Genomic DNA, 16,811 nt, shown 5'->3' on the forward strand with positions numbered 1-16,811 from the left:
CCCTTTATCTTATTCTGATAAAGGGCATCATAATAAAATTATCGTTTAAGCACTGATAATGCTCGGCGAATAAATAATATACAAATGGATGCAAAAACTAAGAGTCCTAGATATTGAGGTAATACCCCTAAATCAGCTGATATGGCAAGTGGAGCATCACTACCACCACTAGCTATGCTAATTACAATTACAACAGCTAAAATTACCCCGACTAAGCTCTCACCAACAATCAGACCTGAAGCAATTAATGCAGCTTTTCGATCGATTTTTTTATACTCTTCTTCTGGATTCAATTTAAGCGTTCTTGCTTTTGCGTAAGCATTACGTTTTATAATCCACGATAATACTGTTCCCACAAAAATAGGCATAGTAATGCTTGGCGGTAGGTAAATACCTAAACCAACAGCAAGGGCAGGCAATCTAAATTTAGAGTTATTAGCAGCTAAAACTAAGTCAATAATAATAATAACAGCACCAACCGCTAAGCCTATTAAGATCATGGTCCAATCAAGATTATGTGAAAAAATACCTTTAGCAATGGTTGTCATAAGAGTTGCTTGTGGTGCTGCTAATACTTGGGATTGATCCATATCTGGACGAGGAACCGCACCAGTGAAACCATAAGCGTTGTATAAAATTTCTAAGATAGGTGCGATGACAATAGCGCCAACAATACAACCGATTAATAATGCGACTTGCTGTTTCCATGGTGTGGCTTGGACTAAATAACCAGTTTTTAGATCTTGCAGGTTATCATTAGAAATACATGCTACGGCTAAAACAGCACTGGTTGTAAATAGTGCGAGGGCTGTTGCAAAATTAGTACCTTCTATAGAGTCCAACATACCATTTACTTCGCCTAAACCAAGTAAGATAAGTGAAATAATAATAGCCGCTACAATCGCAATGCCTGAGATTGGACTCGCGGATGATCCAACTAATCCTGCCATATAACCACAAGCAGCTGCTACTAAAAAGCCCATAATAAATGCAAATAGTACTGCACATATGACTAATGACCATGCTACGCCTAATGATAATCCACTATCAGCAATAAATGCATAAAAGGTGATAAGTAGAATCATTAACATACCAGCCATGATTAAGAATATCGTTTTAGGTGATAGATCTTGATCCATTGGGGCAATATCGCTCGCTGATACATCAGAGCGCATGGTTTTGAATGAAATTTTTAAGCCTTCAATTACTGGTTTGATTAAAGTAAGTAGTGTCCAAATAGCTGCGATAGCAATAGTACCAGCACCAATAAAGCGAATATCTTTAGCCCAAAATCCCATAGCAATTTGTGATAAAGGTTGACTTGAATCATAATCACTAATTAGACTTAAAATTGGAATGCCAAATAGCCAAGCAATAATTGTTCCAATTAAAACCGCTATACCTGACATAATACCTATCAAGTAACCAGCACTCAAAAGAGCTAACGAAAAGCCCATCGGTAGTTGAAAAATGGATTTACCAGCAGTAAACCAATAAGCGGTGCTGTCTGACAAAATTCTAAAACCATTAGTGAATAAACTTACAAGGGAGGCTACCACACCACCAAATAAAATATCTTTTAGCCCATCATTAGCGTCATTTCCTTCAGTCTTTGATCCAGCTTTTAATATTTCGGCAGCAGCAACACCTTCTGGATAGGGTAAATTACTTTTGACCACCATAACGTGACGCAACGGGATTGAAAATAGTACTCCTAGCATTCCACCAGCGGCACAAATTGCAAGTGTTAACCAAAATGGAAAACTTTGCCAATAGCCAATCATTAATAAGCCAGGTAAAACAAATATAATTGAAGATAATGTGCCCGCAGCGGAAGCTTGGGTTTGCACCATATTATTTTCTAAGATTGTCGATCCTGAAAACAGCCTCAATATTGCCATTGAAATTACTGCGGCAGGTATAGCTGATGAAAATGTTAATCCGACTTTTAAGCCAAGATATACATTAGATGCAGTAAAAATGACAGTGATAAAAGCACCTAAAATAGTGCCTCTTAATGTAAGTTCTCGTAAATTATTCATATTATGTCATTAAGTTAATTTGATAAGAAGCTATTATATACTTAATTCGCTTTTATCAACTAGAACTTCTATAAATAACAGAATATTTATACTTTTTATTATTATCGAGAGAATCTTTACTCGTTTTACTAAAAATTCGTGTTAATTCGCGTATAAAATAATAACCGTTTTTAACTTAAAAGATTTACAATATAGGATTATTGTTAAAATCCTAGAGGTATCGATATCATGAACGGACTAAAACGCTTACAAGCTATTACTAAGCAGCTTCGTGATCCTATCGATGGTTGTGAATGGGATAGAGTACAAACTTTTGATTCCTTAAAATCATATACTTTAGAAGAAACTTATGAAGTCTTAGATGCTATAGAAAAAAAAGATATGGTCGAACTTAAAAATGAACTGGGTGATCTACTATTTCAGATTGTTTTTTATGCTGATTTAGCGAGTGAACAAGGTTTATTTGATTTTGATGATATTTGCCATTCAGTCGCTGATAAATTGGTCAATCGTCATCCACATATATTTACAAACGATACTACTATTAAGCCAAATTGGGAACAATTAAAACAACGGGAACGTGATAAACGAGCACAATATTCAATATTAGATGATATACCTAATTCTATTCCAGCTTTAATGAAAGCCGAAAAAATCCAAAAACGTTGTGCATCAGTTGGGTTTGATTGGGATGAACTACAACCTGTATTAGATAAAGTAAAAGAAGAAATTGCTGAAGTAGAGCAAGAGCTCAATCGAACTGAACGTGATCATCAAAAAATTGAAGAGGAGCTTGGTGATCTGTTTTTTGCTACTGTGAACTTAGCCAGACATTTAAAAGTTAGGTCAGAAATATGTTTACAACAAGCTAATAAAAAATTCGAACGCCGTTTTAAACAGGTAGAATCAATACTCAAACAAAAAGATCGAGCTTTACCCGATGCAACACTTGAAGAAATGGAAGATGCATGGCAAAGTGTGAAGCAATCAGAACAAAATAATAAACATTTAAAGTGAATCAAAATGACTGAACAAAAAAATGAATTGTATCAAGAAATCGAAGCATGGGCACAAAATGCTATTTTACATAGTCCAACTTGGAGTATTAACCAACTTGACTACTCCGAAAAAAGCATTACTGTTGTTGAGATGATCATTGGAGAAATGGCTGATAAAAGTTTTGGTCTGCCAGAAGAACAATTGAATATGATATCGCAAGAATATGGCTGTTATCTGTTATTAACTGCGCATAAATTATATGGTGGTCAGTTTTATTGGAATGATGAACTTCAACAACCTATGTTAATTTGCGGTGAACCTGATTCAACGATAGCATTATTAACGTGGAATAAAGTTAAAGGTCGTTTATTAGGCGATAAAGTGGATCACATTGCTTATTTTCTAGATGAATTTGGAAAAGCTGTATTCCAACCAGAAAAAGGTACCAATTTAGTTTATTTATAAATAACATTTGGAATAAATATTATTTAAAAAAGAAAAATTGGTTAGCGAACAAGTTTTTCGATTTTAATTAATTTTGTTAAAAGGGATATTGAACATGAATTATACACTTTATATCGGCAATAAAAATTACTCAACATGGTCTATGCGCCCTTGGGTTGTAATGAGATATTTTGATATTCCTTTTAATGAAAAGCTCGTTAAATTTGATAGTTTTAATGATGATTCTTTGTTCAAAAAGACAATGTTTTCTGTTTCAAAATATGGCACCGTACCTATCTTAATTGATGAAGATTTAGTGATTAGTGACTCTTTAGCTATTTGTGAATATTTAGCAGAAAAGCATTGCGACCTAGCTTTATGGCCGTCTGACCCTCAAGAAAGAGCAATCGCTCGAAGTTTAGTCGCTAAAATGCATTCTGGATTTCAAGCTATTCGAAATTATTTGCCGATGAATATTGAAGCTGAGTTTCCTCAAATAGGGCAAATAATATTACGAGACCATTTAGATGTAAAAAAAGAAATCATGTTTTTAGATGATTTGCTATCCTCGTTATTAACCTCGAAAAAATCAAATTGTGACTATTTGTTTGGTGATTTTAGTATAGCCGATGGCTTTTATGCTCCTTTATGCTTAAGATTAAAACATTATCATATAGCAGTAAGCCCAATTCTTAGCAACTATATTGATATTATTTGTAATACCAAAGGCATTAAAGATTGGATAAATGATGCATTACAAGAAAAATCTTTTGTTGCGATGGACGAACCAAATCGTTTACATAGATAAGACGAATTAACATGAAAATACCATCCCATTTAACACTGTTCGCTATAAACATTATTGAAGATGAGTCTGATGGGGTAACATCTTTTTCTATCCAGTCATCCAATAAAGAATAATGGTTTGAAATTTACTATTAGGGTGAATTAGAAAATAACTATATTACTGGCGTAGAACCGACTTTTTCCAATATTAAAATTGTGGCAAAATCCGTTAATAGTAAAGAAGAAATATTGCTATTTGATGAAACGGTGCATGGATATAACGCAATATTTTGTGATAGTCAATCTAATGAAGAAAAGAACAATAGATCACTTGAAAAACTTAATGTGCCTGTGTCAAAAATAAAATTAACATTTGGCTACAGTATTGACTATGATTCTGAGAAAGAACTTTATGACTTAGATGAAAATGGCAATGTGAACTTAATTGATGAGCGTAAAATCACGTGGCAACAGCTACTCTGTGATGGTGTTGATTGGGTATCAATTTTTTTAATTGATGAATATGGAAATGAACAACCAGTAGTAGATGCAGAATTGGCTTAATTTTTTACATTATTCATTATTGGATAGACTATTGCTGAAATGAATTTATCTATAATTAAAAACCCGCTTATATTAAAGCGGGTTTTACTTTTATTAAAAAATTAGCAATTATACTTCTAAATAATCCAAGATACCCGCAGCAGCTTTACGGCCTTCGCTAATTGCCGTTACAACTAAATCAGAACCACGAACCGCATCGCCACCTGCAAAGATTTTGGCATTGGTTGTTTGATAACCTTTTATTTCAGGTGCGATTATTCGTCCTTTATCGTCAAAATCAACACCATGCTCGGCTAGCCATGGCATAGCATGTGGTTTAAATCCAAAGGCCATAACTACAGCATCGGCAGGAAGAACAAATTCAGAACCTTCAATAACCACCGGTGATCGACGACCTTTGGCATCGGGTTCACCAAGCTCAGTTCTTACCATTTTCACACCCGTAACTTGTCCCGTTTTATTGATTTCAATGCTAAGCGGTTGCACATTAAATTGGAATTGTACGCCTTCTTCTTTGGCATTTTTAACTTCACGTTTAGAGCCTGGCATATTGGCTTCATCACGACGATAAGCACATGTTACTTCGGTCGCACCTTGACGGATAGAGGTTCGCACACAATCCATGGCGGTATCGCCACCACCTAATACGACGACACGTTTATTTTTCATGTCAACATATGGTGTATCTTGTGTTTGCTCATGTTTCATAATGTGCTTAGTATTAGCAATCAAAAATGGTAATGCATCATAGACACCATTTGCATCTTCATTTTCAAGCCCTGCACGCATAGATTGATATGTACCTGTGCCAATAAAGACCGCTGCAAATTCATCTAGTAAATCAGCTAGTTGTATCGTTTTGCCAACTTCGGTGTTTAATCTGAATTCAACACCCATTTCGGTAAAAATACGACGACGGTTAATTAATACTTCTTTATCTAATTTAAAGGCAGGAATACCAAACGTTAACAATCCACCAATTTCAGGATGACGATCAAAAACCACTGGTGTAACCCCATTACGTACTAAGACATCAGCACATGCAAGACCTGCTGGACCAGCGCCAATAATCGCCACTTTTAATCCAGTTTTTTCGACATTTGATAGATTCGGTTTCCATCCCATTTTGAATGCTTCATCAGTGATATAACGTTCAATATTACCAATGGTAACTGCACCAAATTCTGCATTAAGAGTACAAGAACCTTCACAAAGTCGGTCTTGCGGGCAAACGCGTCCACAAACTTCAGGTAAACTATTCGTTTGGTGAGATAGTTCAACTGCTTCTAAAATTTTGCCTTCGTTAACTAATTTTAGCCAATTAGGAATATAGTTATGCACAGGGCATCGCCACTCACAATATGGATTACCACATGCTAAGCAACGATCAGCTTGCGCTTGAGACTGCGAAGCTGAAAAGCCTTCATAGATTTCGACAAATTCTATTTTACGGATGTTTAGCGATTTTTTAGGCGGATCAACACGTTGTAAATCGATAAACTGATAAACATTTTGACTCATTTCGTGTTCTCCTTATTGTGCCTGAACGCGTAGTTCTGCTGATGAACGACTACGATGCCCAAGTAGTGCTTTTACATCGCTGGATTTCGGTTTAACTAATACAAATTGTTTAGCAAATGCTTGCCAATTAGCTAAGATTTCTTCTGCACGAGATGAATTGGTCAGTTGAGCATGTTCCATGATTAAGCCACGAAGATGTTCTTCATGAATTGGGTAATCAGCAACATTTAACATTTCAACTAACTCTTTATTAATGCGTTTATCAAAATCACCATCAATATCTAAGATGTAAGCAAAGCCACCGGTCATTCCTGCACCAAAGTTAACTCCAGTTTTACCTAGTACACAAACAATACCGCCAGTCATATACTCACAACCGTTATCACCAATGCCCTCAACCACACTAATGGCACCTGAATTACGTACAGCAAAACGTTCGCCAGCTCGACCTGCTGCGTATAATTTACCTCCTGTTGCGCCATAGAGACAGGTATTTCCAGCAATAGTTGCTTCATGACTTAAAAACGCTGAGCCTTGAGGTGGACGAATCACAATGCGACCGCCAGCCATGCCTTTCCCAACATAGTCGTTGGCATCACCTGTTAGGGTTAAATCCACGCCACCAGCATTCCATACACCAAAACTTTGACCGGCTGTGCCATTGAAGTTTAATGAGATTGGTTCTGATACTAAACCTTGATCACCATATTTTTTGGCAATATAGCCCGATAGACTAGTGCCCACAGAACGGTCTGTATTTTGAATATCAAAGTAGAAACTTTTACTTTGACGAGCATCTACAAACTGTTGGGTTTGTGTGATGATCTCTTTATTGAGCACACCTTTATCAAATGGTTTATTATCTTCAATGCAGTAAACTGGTTTACCTTCATGTGGTGTTGCTGTTTCGAGCAGACCTGATAAATCCAGTTTTTGTTGTTTAGCGGTAATGCCGTCCAGTTCTAAAAGAAGATCTGTCCGTCCGATTAAATCAACAATACGACTTACACCAAGCTCAGCCATAACTTCTCGGGTATTACGTGCAATAAAGCGGAAATAATTCATCGCTTTTTCAGGCAAACCATGATAATGCTCCCTCCGTAATTTTTCATCTTGGGTAGCAACACCAGTTGCACAATTATTAAGATGACAAATACGCAAATATTTACAGCCTAAGGCAACCATTGGCCCTGTACCAAAGCCAAAGCTTTCTGCACCTAAAATAGCGGCTTTTACAATATCTGTACCAGTTTTTAATCCACCATCAACTTGTAAACGTATTTTGTGACGTAATCCGTTTGCAACTAAAGATTGTTGGGTTTCAACAAGTCCTAGTTCCCATGGTGAGCCAGCATATTTAACTGATGTTAATGGACTCGCTCCTGTTCCACCATCATAACCCGAAATAGTGATTAAATCGGCATAAGCTTTAGCCACGCCAGTTGCAATGGTTCCTACTCCTGGCTCTGAAACCAATTTAACTGAAATCATTGCATTTGGGTTAATTTGTTTTAAATCGAAAATTAGCTGAGCTAAATCCTCAATAGAGTAAATGTCGTGATGAGGCGGTGGTGAAATTAGGGTTACACCAGGGACTGAAAAACGTAATTTAGCAATATAAGGTGTGACTTTATCACCCGGTAGTTGACCTCCTTCACCTGGTTTAGCACCTTGTGCCACTTTAATTTGAATTACATCGGCACTCATTAAATAACCAGGCGTAACCCCAAAACGACCTGATGCCACTTGTTTAATACGAGAAACTTTGATGGAGTTATAGCGCGCAGGATCTTCTCCTCCCTCACCAGAATTTGAATAACCACCTAAAGTATTCATTGCTGTTGCAAGTGATTCGTGCGCTTCTGGGCTAAGTGCGCCAATTGACATTGCTGCCGAGTCGAAACGTTTAAACAATGATTCTTCAGGTTCAACTTCATCAAGTGCAATAGCCCCATTTTCAGGTGGATTAAGTTTTAATAAATCACGCAATGTAGCAACAGGTCGATTATTAACGATATCTGCATAACGTTTATAATCTTCATAGTTGCCATTGTTGACAGCCAATTGTAACGATTGTACGACATCGGGATTATAAGCATGATATTCGCCACCATAGACAAATTTGAGTAATCCACCTTGATCTAATGGTTTACGACGTAACCAAGCACTTTTTGATAAATTAAATTGGTCTTGAGCAAAATCATCAAAATTAGCGCCACTGATGCGACTAGTGACTCCTTGGAAGCAGAGGTCAACCACATCTTTATGTAATCCGACTACTTCAAAAAGTTTTGAACATCGATAAGATGCAACGGTTGAGATACCCATTTTAGACATGATTTTATATAAACCTTTATTAATCCCATTACGATAATTCAAAATAACTTCGCGGTAGGATTTATTAATAGTGCCATTATCAACCATTTTTGCTAACGTTTCGTATGCTAAATAAGGGTAAATAGCAGTAGCACCAAAACCGATAAGTACGGCGAATTGATGTGGGTCACGGCAACTACCTGTTTCTACAATAATATTTGCATCACAACGTAAATTCTTTTCGACTAAGCGTTGCTGTACGGCTCCCAATGCCATAGGTGCAGGAATAGGTAAGCGATCTGCTGCAATATTTTTATCTGATAGAATAAGTAATACTGTACCATTACGTACTTTTGCTTCAGCATCACCGCATAACTGTTCAATTGCATCGCGCAAACTACCGTCAATGTCATAAGTCATATCAAGTTTTTCAGATTTATAGTAACGAGATTCTAAAGCGATTAACTGCTCAAGATCTGAATGAACTAAAACCGGATATTTAAATGCCACACGATGCGCTTGTCCTTCTGCTTCAGCAAAAACATTCATTTCACGTCCAATGCTGGTAGAAAGTGACATTACGTGCGCTTCACGCAATGGATCGATTGGAGGATTGGTGACTTGGGCAAATTTTTGTCTGAAGTAATCATAAATCAGGCGTGGTCTGCTTGATAGTACCGCAAATGGCGTATCATCTCCCATAGAGCCTGTCGCTTCTTGACCGTTTTCACCTAAAACTCGGATACATTGTTCAAGTTCTTCACTACTATAACCAAATTGTTTTTGATAGGTAGCAAGTAATACATCATCATAGGTGCGTGAACCAATATTTTCATCGGGTAAATCTTCAAGAGGAATAAGTCGCTTCACGTTTTTAGCCATCCATTCTTTATATGGATGACGTTTTTGTAGATCGTTATCAGTTTCTGATGATTGTAAAATACGACCTTCTTCAGTATCAATTACCATCAGTTCGCCTGGGCCAACGCGTCCTTTAGCGACAACTTCGTCAGGTTGATAATCCCAAATACCAATTTCTGATGCGCAGGTGATGAGCTTATCGGTGGTAATGACATAACGAGCAGGACGCAAACCATTACGATCTAAATTACAGGCTGCGTAACGTCCGTCAGACATAACAATACCTGCTGGGCCATCCCATGGTTCCATATGCATTGAATTAAAATCAAAAAAGGCACGTAAGTCTTCGTTCATGTCAGGATTATTTTGCCATGCAGGTGGCACAAGTAGGCGCATAGCACGCACTATATCCATACCGCCTACTAAAAATAGTTCAAGCATATTATCTAATGAACTTGAATCCGAACCCGTAACATTTACGAAAGGTGCAGCATCTTGTAGATCGGGTATCAATGGGGTTTTAAATTTATAAGAACGTGCTTTTGCCCATTGCCTATTACCTTCAATGGTATTAATTTCACCATTATGGGCTAAATGTCTAAAAGGTTGGGCAAGTGGCCAACGAGGAACTGTATTGGTTGAAAATCGTTGATGGAATAAACAGATTGCTGTTTCCATACGTAGATCCGCCAAATCTAAATAAAATCGAGGTAAATCTTTAGGCATGCAAAGACCTTTATAGATATTAACCTGATTTGAAAAACTGCATACATAAAAGGTATCATCTTGTACTCGTTTTTCAATGCGGCGACGTACCATATATAAACGGCGCTCTAAATCAATTTTAGTCCATCCAGCAGGGGCATTGACAAAAACTTGTTCAATTCGTGGTAGTGATGATAAGGCGATTTCGCCTAAAACACTTTTATCGATAGGTACTTCACGCCAACCTAAAATAGATAATGTTTCATTAGCAAGTTCTTCTTCGACAATATCACGGCTAGCTTGTGCTTCTTTTTCGTCTTGACTTAAAAATAGCATACCAACAGCATAATTGGTAGCTAAACGCCAGCCAGCTTCTTGTGCAACTAGTCTAAAAAAACGATCAGGTTTTTGTAATAAAAGACCACAACCATCACCAGTTTTACCGTCTGATAGAATGGCTCCTCGGTGTTGCATTCTGGCAAGCCCGTGTATTGCAGTACGCACCACTTTATGACTTGGTTGCCCTTCAATATGAGCAATTAAACCAAATCCGCAGTTATCTTTTTCATGATGCTGGTTATATAACATATCATTGCCTCTAATTCATCGCTTTTATAATTTAAGAAAAAATAGGCTTTAATCCCATAATGACTAAGAAATTAAAGAAAAATAGTATTTTGGTCAAATAAATATTACTTATAAGTCAATCTTCTAATAACTTATATCAAAGTTATTAATGAAGCTAATAATTGTATTTATTATTATGATTTTTAATTATTTATAAATAAATTAATTTTTTTTATAGCTATATTCAATTTATTAAGTATAAGTTCTTCTTCTTTTTTGTAGAAAAGTGTCAGGTTAAAGTTACTTTTTTATTAATTTAAATATTAGTTACTTTTCTTAGAATCATTAATATGAATATTTTTTAAAAAATAATAATTAGAAAATCATTCTTAAATCTATATAGATAATTATTATTTATCTTTATGGTTTGTTGTATGTAACAAATTACTAAATTCAGGAAAAAATTAGTAAATAAATGTATAAATTGATCAAACATGGTCTTAGATATGTTTGATATTACTGAACATTATTGATTTGCTTCTAGTAGTGTAATGCGTTATGAAATATGTTTGGTTTACGAAAATAGACTTGCAAAAGTTGTTAATTAATTGTTTAATCGTTAACTAAATCTTTACATTTAGGTGGGGGAAGTTTGATTTTTAAACTAATATTAATTAGTAAGTCAATTTATTAAATAATAATTGTATTTTAGGAAAAAATGATGAAATACTTTGCTTGGTCTATTTCGCTTTTAGTTGGCCTTATGAGTTTAGGTCAAGAAATGTTATGGTTTAGAGTAATTAGCTTTATGTTAGGAGGTGCTCCTTTCGCTTTTGCACTTGTATTGTTTTTCTTTCTACTAGGTATTGCTTTTGGAGCGAGTAAAGGTAAGACAATTTGCACCCGTTATTCTAATCTATTTTTTGCTGGTGGAATGGTTTTAATTTTTGCAGGTTTTATTGATATAGCTATTCCATTTATTATTTTACAAATATCTCAAAATCACGCTATAGAGTTGCCTTTATTTGTCTGTATTATATTAATATTTTTTGTGGCAGCTTTAAAAGCAATATTATTCCCAATTGTACACCATTTAGGTACGAATATTGCAAATGGTAAAGTAGGAGCATCTGTTTCAAAAGTCTATTTCTTTAATATTATTGGTTCGACGCTTGGTAGTTTATTAATTGGTGGTATTCTCCTTGATTATGTCTCTATTTCATCAATGTTTATTTTAATAGGTATCGTTTGTATTTTAATAGGTAGTTTGATGGCAGTAAAAAAGTCAGTAAGTTCTATGGCTACTATTGTTATGCTTGGTTGCGGTTGCTTTTATTTAGTAGATAAACATACTGATTATATTTTCAAAAATGTATATGGAAAAGATGAAATATCTGTGAATACTTATGTTGAAAATCGCTACGGTATAATTCATATTGTCAACGATGATAAAGAAGGCATGAAAAATATTGTATTAGGTAATAATATTTATGATGGTATGATAAATATAGACCCAGATAATGATATAAATGACCTGAATCGACTTTATTTATTAGCTGCAGTTCACCCAAATCCTAAAAAAGTACTCGTTATAGGTGTTAGCGCAGGTGCTTGGACTCGTGCTTTATCAAGTTTTCCGACTTTAGAAACCATAGATGCTATTGAAATCAATAAAGGCTATATAGATATAATTAAACAATATCCTGTTGTTTCACCAATATTAAATGATCCTAAAATTAATATTTATATTGATGATGGCCGACGCTGGTTAAAACGAAATAGTAGTAAAAAGTATGATTTGATCATTATGAATACTACTTATCATTGGCGTTCAGGAACATCAAATTTATTATCCCAAGAGATGATGAAAATCGCGGAAAACTCATTAAATCCTGGTGGTATTTTGGCATTTAATAGTACCCGTTCACCTGATACATTGAAAACAGCACAATCTGTCTTTAAATATGCTTATTGGGGTAAACTTGGCTTTATTTATGCTTCTGATTCGATGATTAAAATCGATGAAGTGGTAGCAAAAGATCGTCTTGATAAGTTAATTTTAGACGGTAAACCTTTGTTTAATGAAGAATCCAAACAGCGTGAGAACGGAGCATACAAAGAAACTTTATCGACACAACTATTAACGTTAGATGAGTTTGAAAAGCTTAAAAATTTGGGACGAGATCTGGAAATCATTACTGATAGCAATATGATAACAGAATATAAATATGGACTTTTGGGAAAAAAATAAGGAAAACTTTATGTTAAGCAAAAAACAATTATTTCTATTAAGTACTTTATTTTTTATTTCTGGAATGAGTGGTTTAACTTATCAAGTTGCTTGGCAACGAGCTCTTTATTCAGCTTTTGGTTCTGATGTAGAATCTGTAGCAATTATTGTATCAGCATTTATGTTGGGGCTAGGTTTTGGAGCCCTTGGAGGAGGTAAAATTGTTGATAAATACCCAAATAAAGCACTACAGTTTTTTTGTTTTAGTGAATTGGGAATTGGTTTATTTGGGGTAATTAGTTACCAACTTATTTTATTTACCGGTGATATTTTTGTTGTTTACAATATAATTATTATTGCAATTGTTAATTTCTTATTGGTGCTCATTCCTGCACTTTTGATGGGAGCTACACTTCCAATTTTAATTACTTATATTGCGCAATTTTGGAAAAATATTGGTCAAACAACTGGACACCTTTATGCTATCAATACCTTTGGTGCTGCAATTGGAGCTGCTTTAACAGGATTCATTTTATTTAATTATTTTAATCTTCATATGGTAACGATATTTGCAGCTTTAGGTAATTTTATTGTTGCTACACTTGCTTATCTATTTTTTAATAAATCACAAATAAAAAATAGTTGATAGAAAATTACATATATATAAATATATTTGCATAATAAATCAGTGATAATTATCGCTGATTTATTAATATATTAAAATATTTTTACAAATTTAGTGAGATACAATATTCCTTAATCCAAGTACTTTTAATATCGAGTTTGTCTATGTAATAATTTTTATACTCACAAATCGTATTACGAGTTTCACCTTAGATAAATTAATAATACTTGACGTCAGAAAAGAAATAAAATTTTTGATTTGTATTTTATGGTAATAAAAATAAAGTAATCTATTAAGAAAAATATAACGATACAATTTAATTGTTTAAAATAATTCAGGTTATATATAAGTTTCAGTATAATTTTATCAACTTGAAACCATAATGTTATAATTTGTTTTTAATTATTGATACTAGTATTATGCAAACAAAAATTACAATTGTAGGTGCTGGAGCAGCAGGGCTGTTTTGTGCGGGCTTATTAGGACAAAGAGGCTACGATGTCACCATAATTGATAATGGTAAAAAAATTGGCCGTAAAATATTAATGTCTGGTGGTGGTAAATGTAATTTTACTAATCTTGCTGTTGACGCAAGTAATTATATTTCTCAAAATCCGCATTTTTGTAAATCTGCTTTAAAACGATTCTCCCAATGGGATTTTATTCAATTAGTTAATGAATATAAAATTGCCTATCATGAAAAAGATCACGGTCAGTTATTTTGTAATAATTCAGCTCAAGATATTGTCGATATGCTTGTACAGGAATGTCAAAAAGGACAAGTTAAATTTATGTTACAAACACAATTAGAAGAAGTTGAGTCTGTAGATCAAGGATTTAAGTTATACACGTCACAAGGTTGTATTAAAACACAACAGTTAATTGTGGCAACGGGCGGACAGTCGATGCCAGCACTTGGCATGACCTCTATCGGATACAAAATAGCTGAAAAATTAGCTATCCCTGTTGTACCAGTAAAAGCGGGACTGGTGCCATTTACGTTACATAAACCGTTGTTAGAAGTATTATCCGCGTTATCAGGAATTGCTGTTCCGGTTGAAGTATCTAATGAACGAATCCGTTTTAAAGAAAACTTATTATTCACCCATCGTGGATTATCAGGACCAGCAATTTTACAAATTTCCAGTTATTGGCAAGCTGGGGAATCAATCATTATTAACTTATTACCAGATGGGTCATTTGAATCAACATTTAAACCATTACTTGAACAAAATCGCAATCAAACCCTAAAAAATTGTTTATCACAGATTTTACCTAAAAGGCTGATTGAGGCATTAATACAATTGAATTTGATAACTGACATAACGGTTAAGCAACTTAACCCGAAGCAGCAACAAGACCTTTATAATACATTGACTCAATGGTATATAACGCCAAATGGTACGGAAGGATATCGAACGGCTGAAGTGACATTAGGAGGAGTCAGTACTGATGCGTTATCTTCAAAAACGATGGCGGTTAAATCACATCCGAATCTCTATTTTATTGGTGAAGTTGTTGATGTAGCTGGTTGGTTAGGCGGTTATAATTTTCAATGGGCCTGGAGCAGTGCATTTGCCTGCGCACAAGCCTTTGATTAACAGAGACTAATTATCTATTACTCCCATTTGAATGTGGTATTTTTTTACCTTATATTGTAATGTAGTCCGTGAAATATTTAATAGTTTTGCAGCAGCAATAATTTTACCGTTTGCTTGATTTAATGCATCAATAATAAGTTGTTTTTCATAATTTTCAACTTGTTCGGTTAAATTGTTATTGCTTGCGACTATGCTTGTACTTGGTTTTTCAAATTTAGTTTCAGATTGATTTTCTGGGTAAGGGCTGTGAATGTCAAATAGTTCGTCGTCAAGGATAATTTGTTGCAATTCTCCCGGTTCATTTTGTAAGACTATACTACGTACGATTGCATTTTCAAGCATTCTTACATTTCCCGGCCAAGGAGCAGACATGAGTTGTTGTAATGCGTGTTCGCTAATACCTGTTATCACAACATTTACATCGGTTTTATGTTTATCAATAAAGTATCGAGCTAATACAGGAATATCTTCTTTCCTTTCCCGAAGTGCTGGGAGTTTAATTAAACCTACATTTAATCGATAAAATAGGTCACTTCGCATTTTCCCGGTTTTTAATAACTCTGCAGGTGATTCATTCATGGCGGCAACAATTCTTACATCGGCATGTTGCTCTTTATTGCCACCTAAAGGCCAGTAAGTCTTTTCTTGTAAAAATCTAAGTAATTTACTTTGCATATCAAGTGGCATAGCATTAAGTTCGTCAAGAAATAGTGTTCCCCCGTTAGCCAGTTCTAAATAACCAGGATGATTTTCAGCACCAGTAAACGCACCTTTCACTGTTCCAAATAAGGTACTTTCAATTAATGTGGTTGGTAAAGCACTACAATTTAACGAAATAAACGCATTATTACGACGATGACTCGTTTGATGTATTAAGTGAGCAAAAAGCTCTTTACCCGTTCCAGTTTCACCAACAATTAAAACTGGAACATCATTCGCCCCTAAAATATTTGTTTGATCAATAACCTTTTGCATTTTCTGCGAAACAAAAACAATTTCAGGTAATGGTTGGTCTTTATTTTGATATAACTTACTATTAAGTTTGAATACTTGATCTTGTAATTGTCTAACAGTTGATAAATTTCGTCCTATTTCGATCGCACCAATAATATCTTTATGCTTGTTATAAAGTGGTACGGTGGTATGCATATAATCAACAAGTTTACCTACATGATTGTAGTAGCTTTGATAATTATCCTGATATTCCTTACCTTGTTGTAAAGCTTGTAACATGGTACTATCTTCTTTCCTTAAATTAGGATAAACTTTAAGCATTGGTTTGCCAATGGCTTGTTCCATAGGGTAACCATCAAGTTCTGCACTTTCCCGATTATAATAAATATATTTACCTTCTTTATCGATAATAGCCATTGGCTGATGGATTAAATCAAAAAAATGTTTGAATATTTCTAATGATTGTAATAATTCAGGATCGATTGTCATGATATTAGTACCTTTTTAATTTAGCTTATTAGCTAAGTTTAGCTTACGTTAATTTAAATACCTTTCAACCATTAATAAATTTATGACAAATTTTTGTCATAAAAACA

11 protein-coding genes are annotated in these 16,811 nt (G+C 34.6%); 7 read left to right on the plus strand and 4 right to left on the minus strand.

Going from position 1 to position 16,811, the window contains the following annotated elements; translation table 11 throughout:
* Window positions 1–38: 38 nt before the first annotated feature.
* Window positions 39–2,042 (minus strand): OPT family oligopeptide transporter, encoded by a 2,004-nt coding sequence (locus GAPWK_RS02015; RefSeq protein WP_025314626.1) that lies wholly within the window; start codon window positions 2,040–2,042, stop codon window positions 39–41.
* Window positions 2,043–2,270: 228 nt separating this feature from the next.
* Between GAPWK_RS02015 and mazG the strand changes: the two genes are divergently transcribed.
* From mazG to GAPWK_RS02035, 4 genes are all read left to right on the plus strand, one after another.
* Window positions 2,271–3,059 (plus strand): nucleoside triphosphate pyrophosphohydrolase, encoded by a 789-nt coding sequence (gene mazG / locus GAPWK_RS02020; RefSeq protein ID WP_025314627.1) that lies wholly within the window; start codon window positions 2,271–2,273, stop codon window positions 3,057–3,059.
* A 6-nt stretch (window positions 3,060–3,065) separates the two neighbouring features.
* On the plus strand, window positions 3,066–3,506 hold the full coding sequence (locus tag GAPWK_RS02025) for a hypothetical protein (RefSeq protein WP_025314628.1): 441 nt from the start codon (window positions 3,066–3,068) through the stop codon (window positions 3,504–3,506).
* A 94-nt stretch (window positions 3,507–3,600) separates the two neighbouring features.
* Window positions 3,601–4,293, plus strand: coding sequence for a glutathione S-transferase family protein (locus GAPWK_RS02030; protein ID WP_025314629.1), 693 nt, complete (start codon window positions 3,601–3,603; stop codon window positions 4,291–4,293).
* A gap of 194 nt (window positions 4,294–4,487) precedes the next feature.
* On the plus strand, window positions 4,488–4,835 hold the full coding sequence (locus tag GAPWK_RS02035) for a hypothetical protein (protein WP_051516219.1): 348 nt from the start codon (window positions 4,488–4,490) through the stop codon (window positions 4,833–4,835).
* Between the two features lie 108 nt (window positions 4,836–4,943).
* Here GAPWK_RS02035 and GAPWK_RS02040 read toward each other — a convergent pair whose 3' ends face one another.
* A complete protein-coding gene (locus GAPWK_RS02040; RefSeq protein WP_025314630.1) occupies window positions 4,944–6,356 on the minus strand; it encodes an FAD-dependent oxidoreductase in 1,413 nt (470 codons plus the stop codon).
* A 12-nt stretch (window positions 6,357–6,368) separates the two neighbouring features.
* The gene (gene gltB / locus GAPWK_RS02045) at window positions 6,369–10,826 is read right to left on the minus strand and encodes a glutamate synthase large subunit (RefSeq protein WP_025314631.1); all 4,458 of its coding nucleotides are present in this window, start codon (window positions 10,824–10,826) and stop codon (window positions 6,369–6,371) included.
* A 700-nt stretch (window positions 10,827–11,526) separates the two neighbouring features.
* Between gltB and GAPWK_RS02050 the strand changes: the two genes are divergently transcribed.
* The 3 genes from GAPWK_RS02050 (at window position 11,527) to GAPWK_RS02060 (ending at window position 15,261) form a co-directional block, all read left to right on the plus strand.
* Window positions 11,527–13,056, plus strand: coding sequence for a spermine/spermidine synthase domain-containing protein (locus GAPWK_RS02050; protein WP_025314632.1), 1,530 nt, complete (start codon window positions 11,527–11,529; stop codon window positions 13,054–13,056).
* Window positions 13,057–13,066: 10 nt separating this feature from the next.
* Window positions 13,067–13,681 (plus strand): MFS transporter, encoded by a 615-nt coding sequence (locus GAPWK_RS02055; protein ID WP_025314633.1) that lies wholly within the window; start codon window positions 13,067–13,069, stop codon window positions 13,679–13,681.
* A gap of 398 nt (window positions 13,682–14,079) precedes the next feature.
* Window positions 14,080–15,261 carry a BaiN/RdsA family NAD(P)/FAD-dependent oxidoreductase gene (locus tag GAPWK_RS02060; RefSeq protein WP_038517751.1) on the plus strand — a complete coding sequence of 394 codons (1,182 nt, stop codon included), beginning with the start codon at window positions 14,080–14,082 and terminating at the stop codon, window positions 15,259–15,261.
* Between the two features lie 6 nt (window positions 15,262–15,267).
* Here the strand turns inward: GAPWK_RS02060 and GAPWK_RS02065 are convergent, their stop codons facing one another.
* A complete protein-coding gene (locus GAPWK_RS02065) occupies window positions 15,268–16,707 on the minus strand; it encodes a sigma-54 interaction domain-containing protein (RefSeq protein ID WP_025314635.1) in 1,440 nt (479 codons plus the stop codon).
* Between the last annotated feature and the right edge of the window lie 104 nt (window positions 16,708–16,811).

Source organism: Gilliamella apicola (genome assembly GCF_000599985.1).
GTDB classification, from domain to species: Bacteria; Pseudomonadota; Gammaproteobacteria; order Enterobacterales; family Orbaceae; genus Gilliamella; species Gilliamella apicola.

Excerpts from the sequence above, each read along its gene's own strand:
- GAPWK_RS02025 (WP_025314628.1), top strand. The coding sequence starts at position 3,066 with ATGACTGAACAAAAAAATGAATTGTATCAAGAAATCGAAGCATGGGCA.
- GAPWK_RS02050 (WP_025314632.1), top strand. The coding sequence starts at position 11,527 with ATGAAATACTTTGCTTGGTCTATTTCGCTTTTAGTTGGCCTTATGAGT.
- GAPWK_RS02040 (WP_025314630.1), bottom strand. The coding sequence starts at position 6,356 with ATGAGTCAAAATGTTTATCAGTTTATCGATTTACAACGTGTTGATCCG.
- mazG (WP_025314627.1), top strand. The coding sequence starts at position 2,271 with ATGAACGGACTAAAACGCTTACAAGCTATTACTAAGCAGCTTCGTGAT.
- GAPWK_RS02060 (WP_038517751.1), top strand. The coding sequence starts at position 14,080 with ATGCAAACAAAAATTACAATTGTAGGTGCTGGAGCAGCAGGGCTGTTT.
- GAPWK_RS02015 (WP_025314626.1), bottom strand. The coding sequence starts at position 2,042 with ATGAATAATTTACGAGAACTTACATTAAGAGGCACTATTTTAGGTGCT.
- gltB (WP_025314631.1), bottom strand. The coding sequence starts at position 10,826 with ATGTTATATAACCAGCATCATGAAAAAGATAACTGCGGATTTGGTTTA.
- GAPWK_RS02055 (WP_025314633.1), top strand. The coding sequence starts at position 13,067 with ATGTTAAGCAAAAAACAATTATTTCTATTAAGTACTTTATTTTTTATT.
- GAPWK_RS02030 (WP_025314629.1), top strand. The coding sequence starts at position 3,601 with ATGAATTATACACTTTATATCGGCAATAAAAATTACTCAACATGGTCT.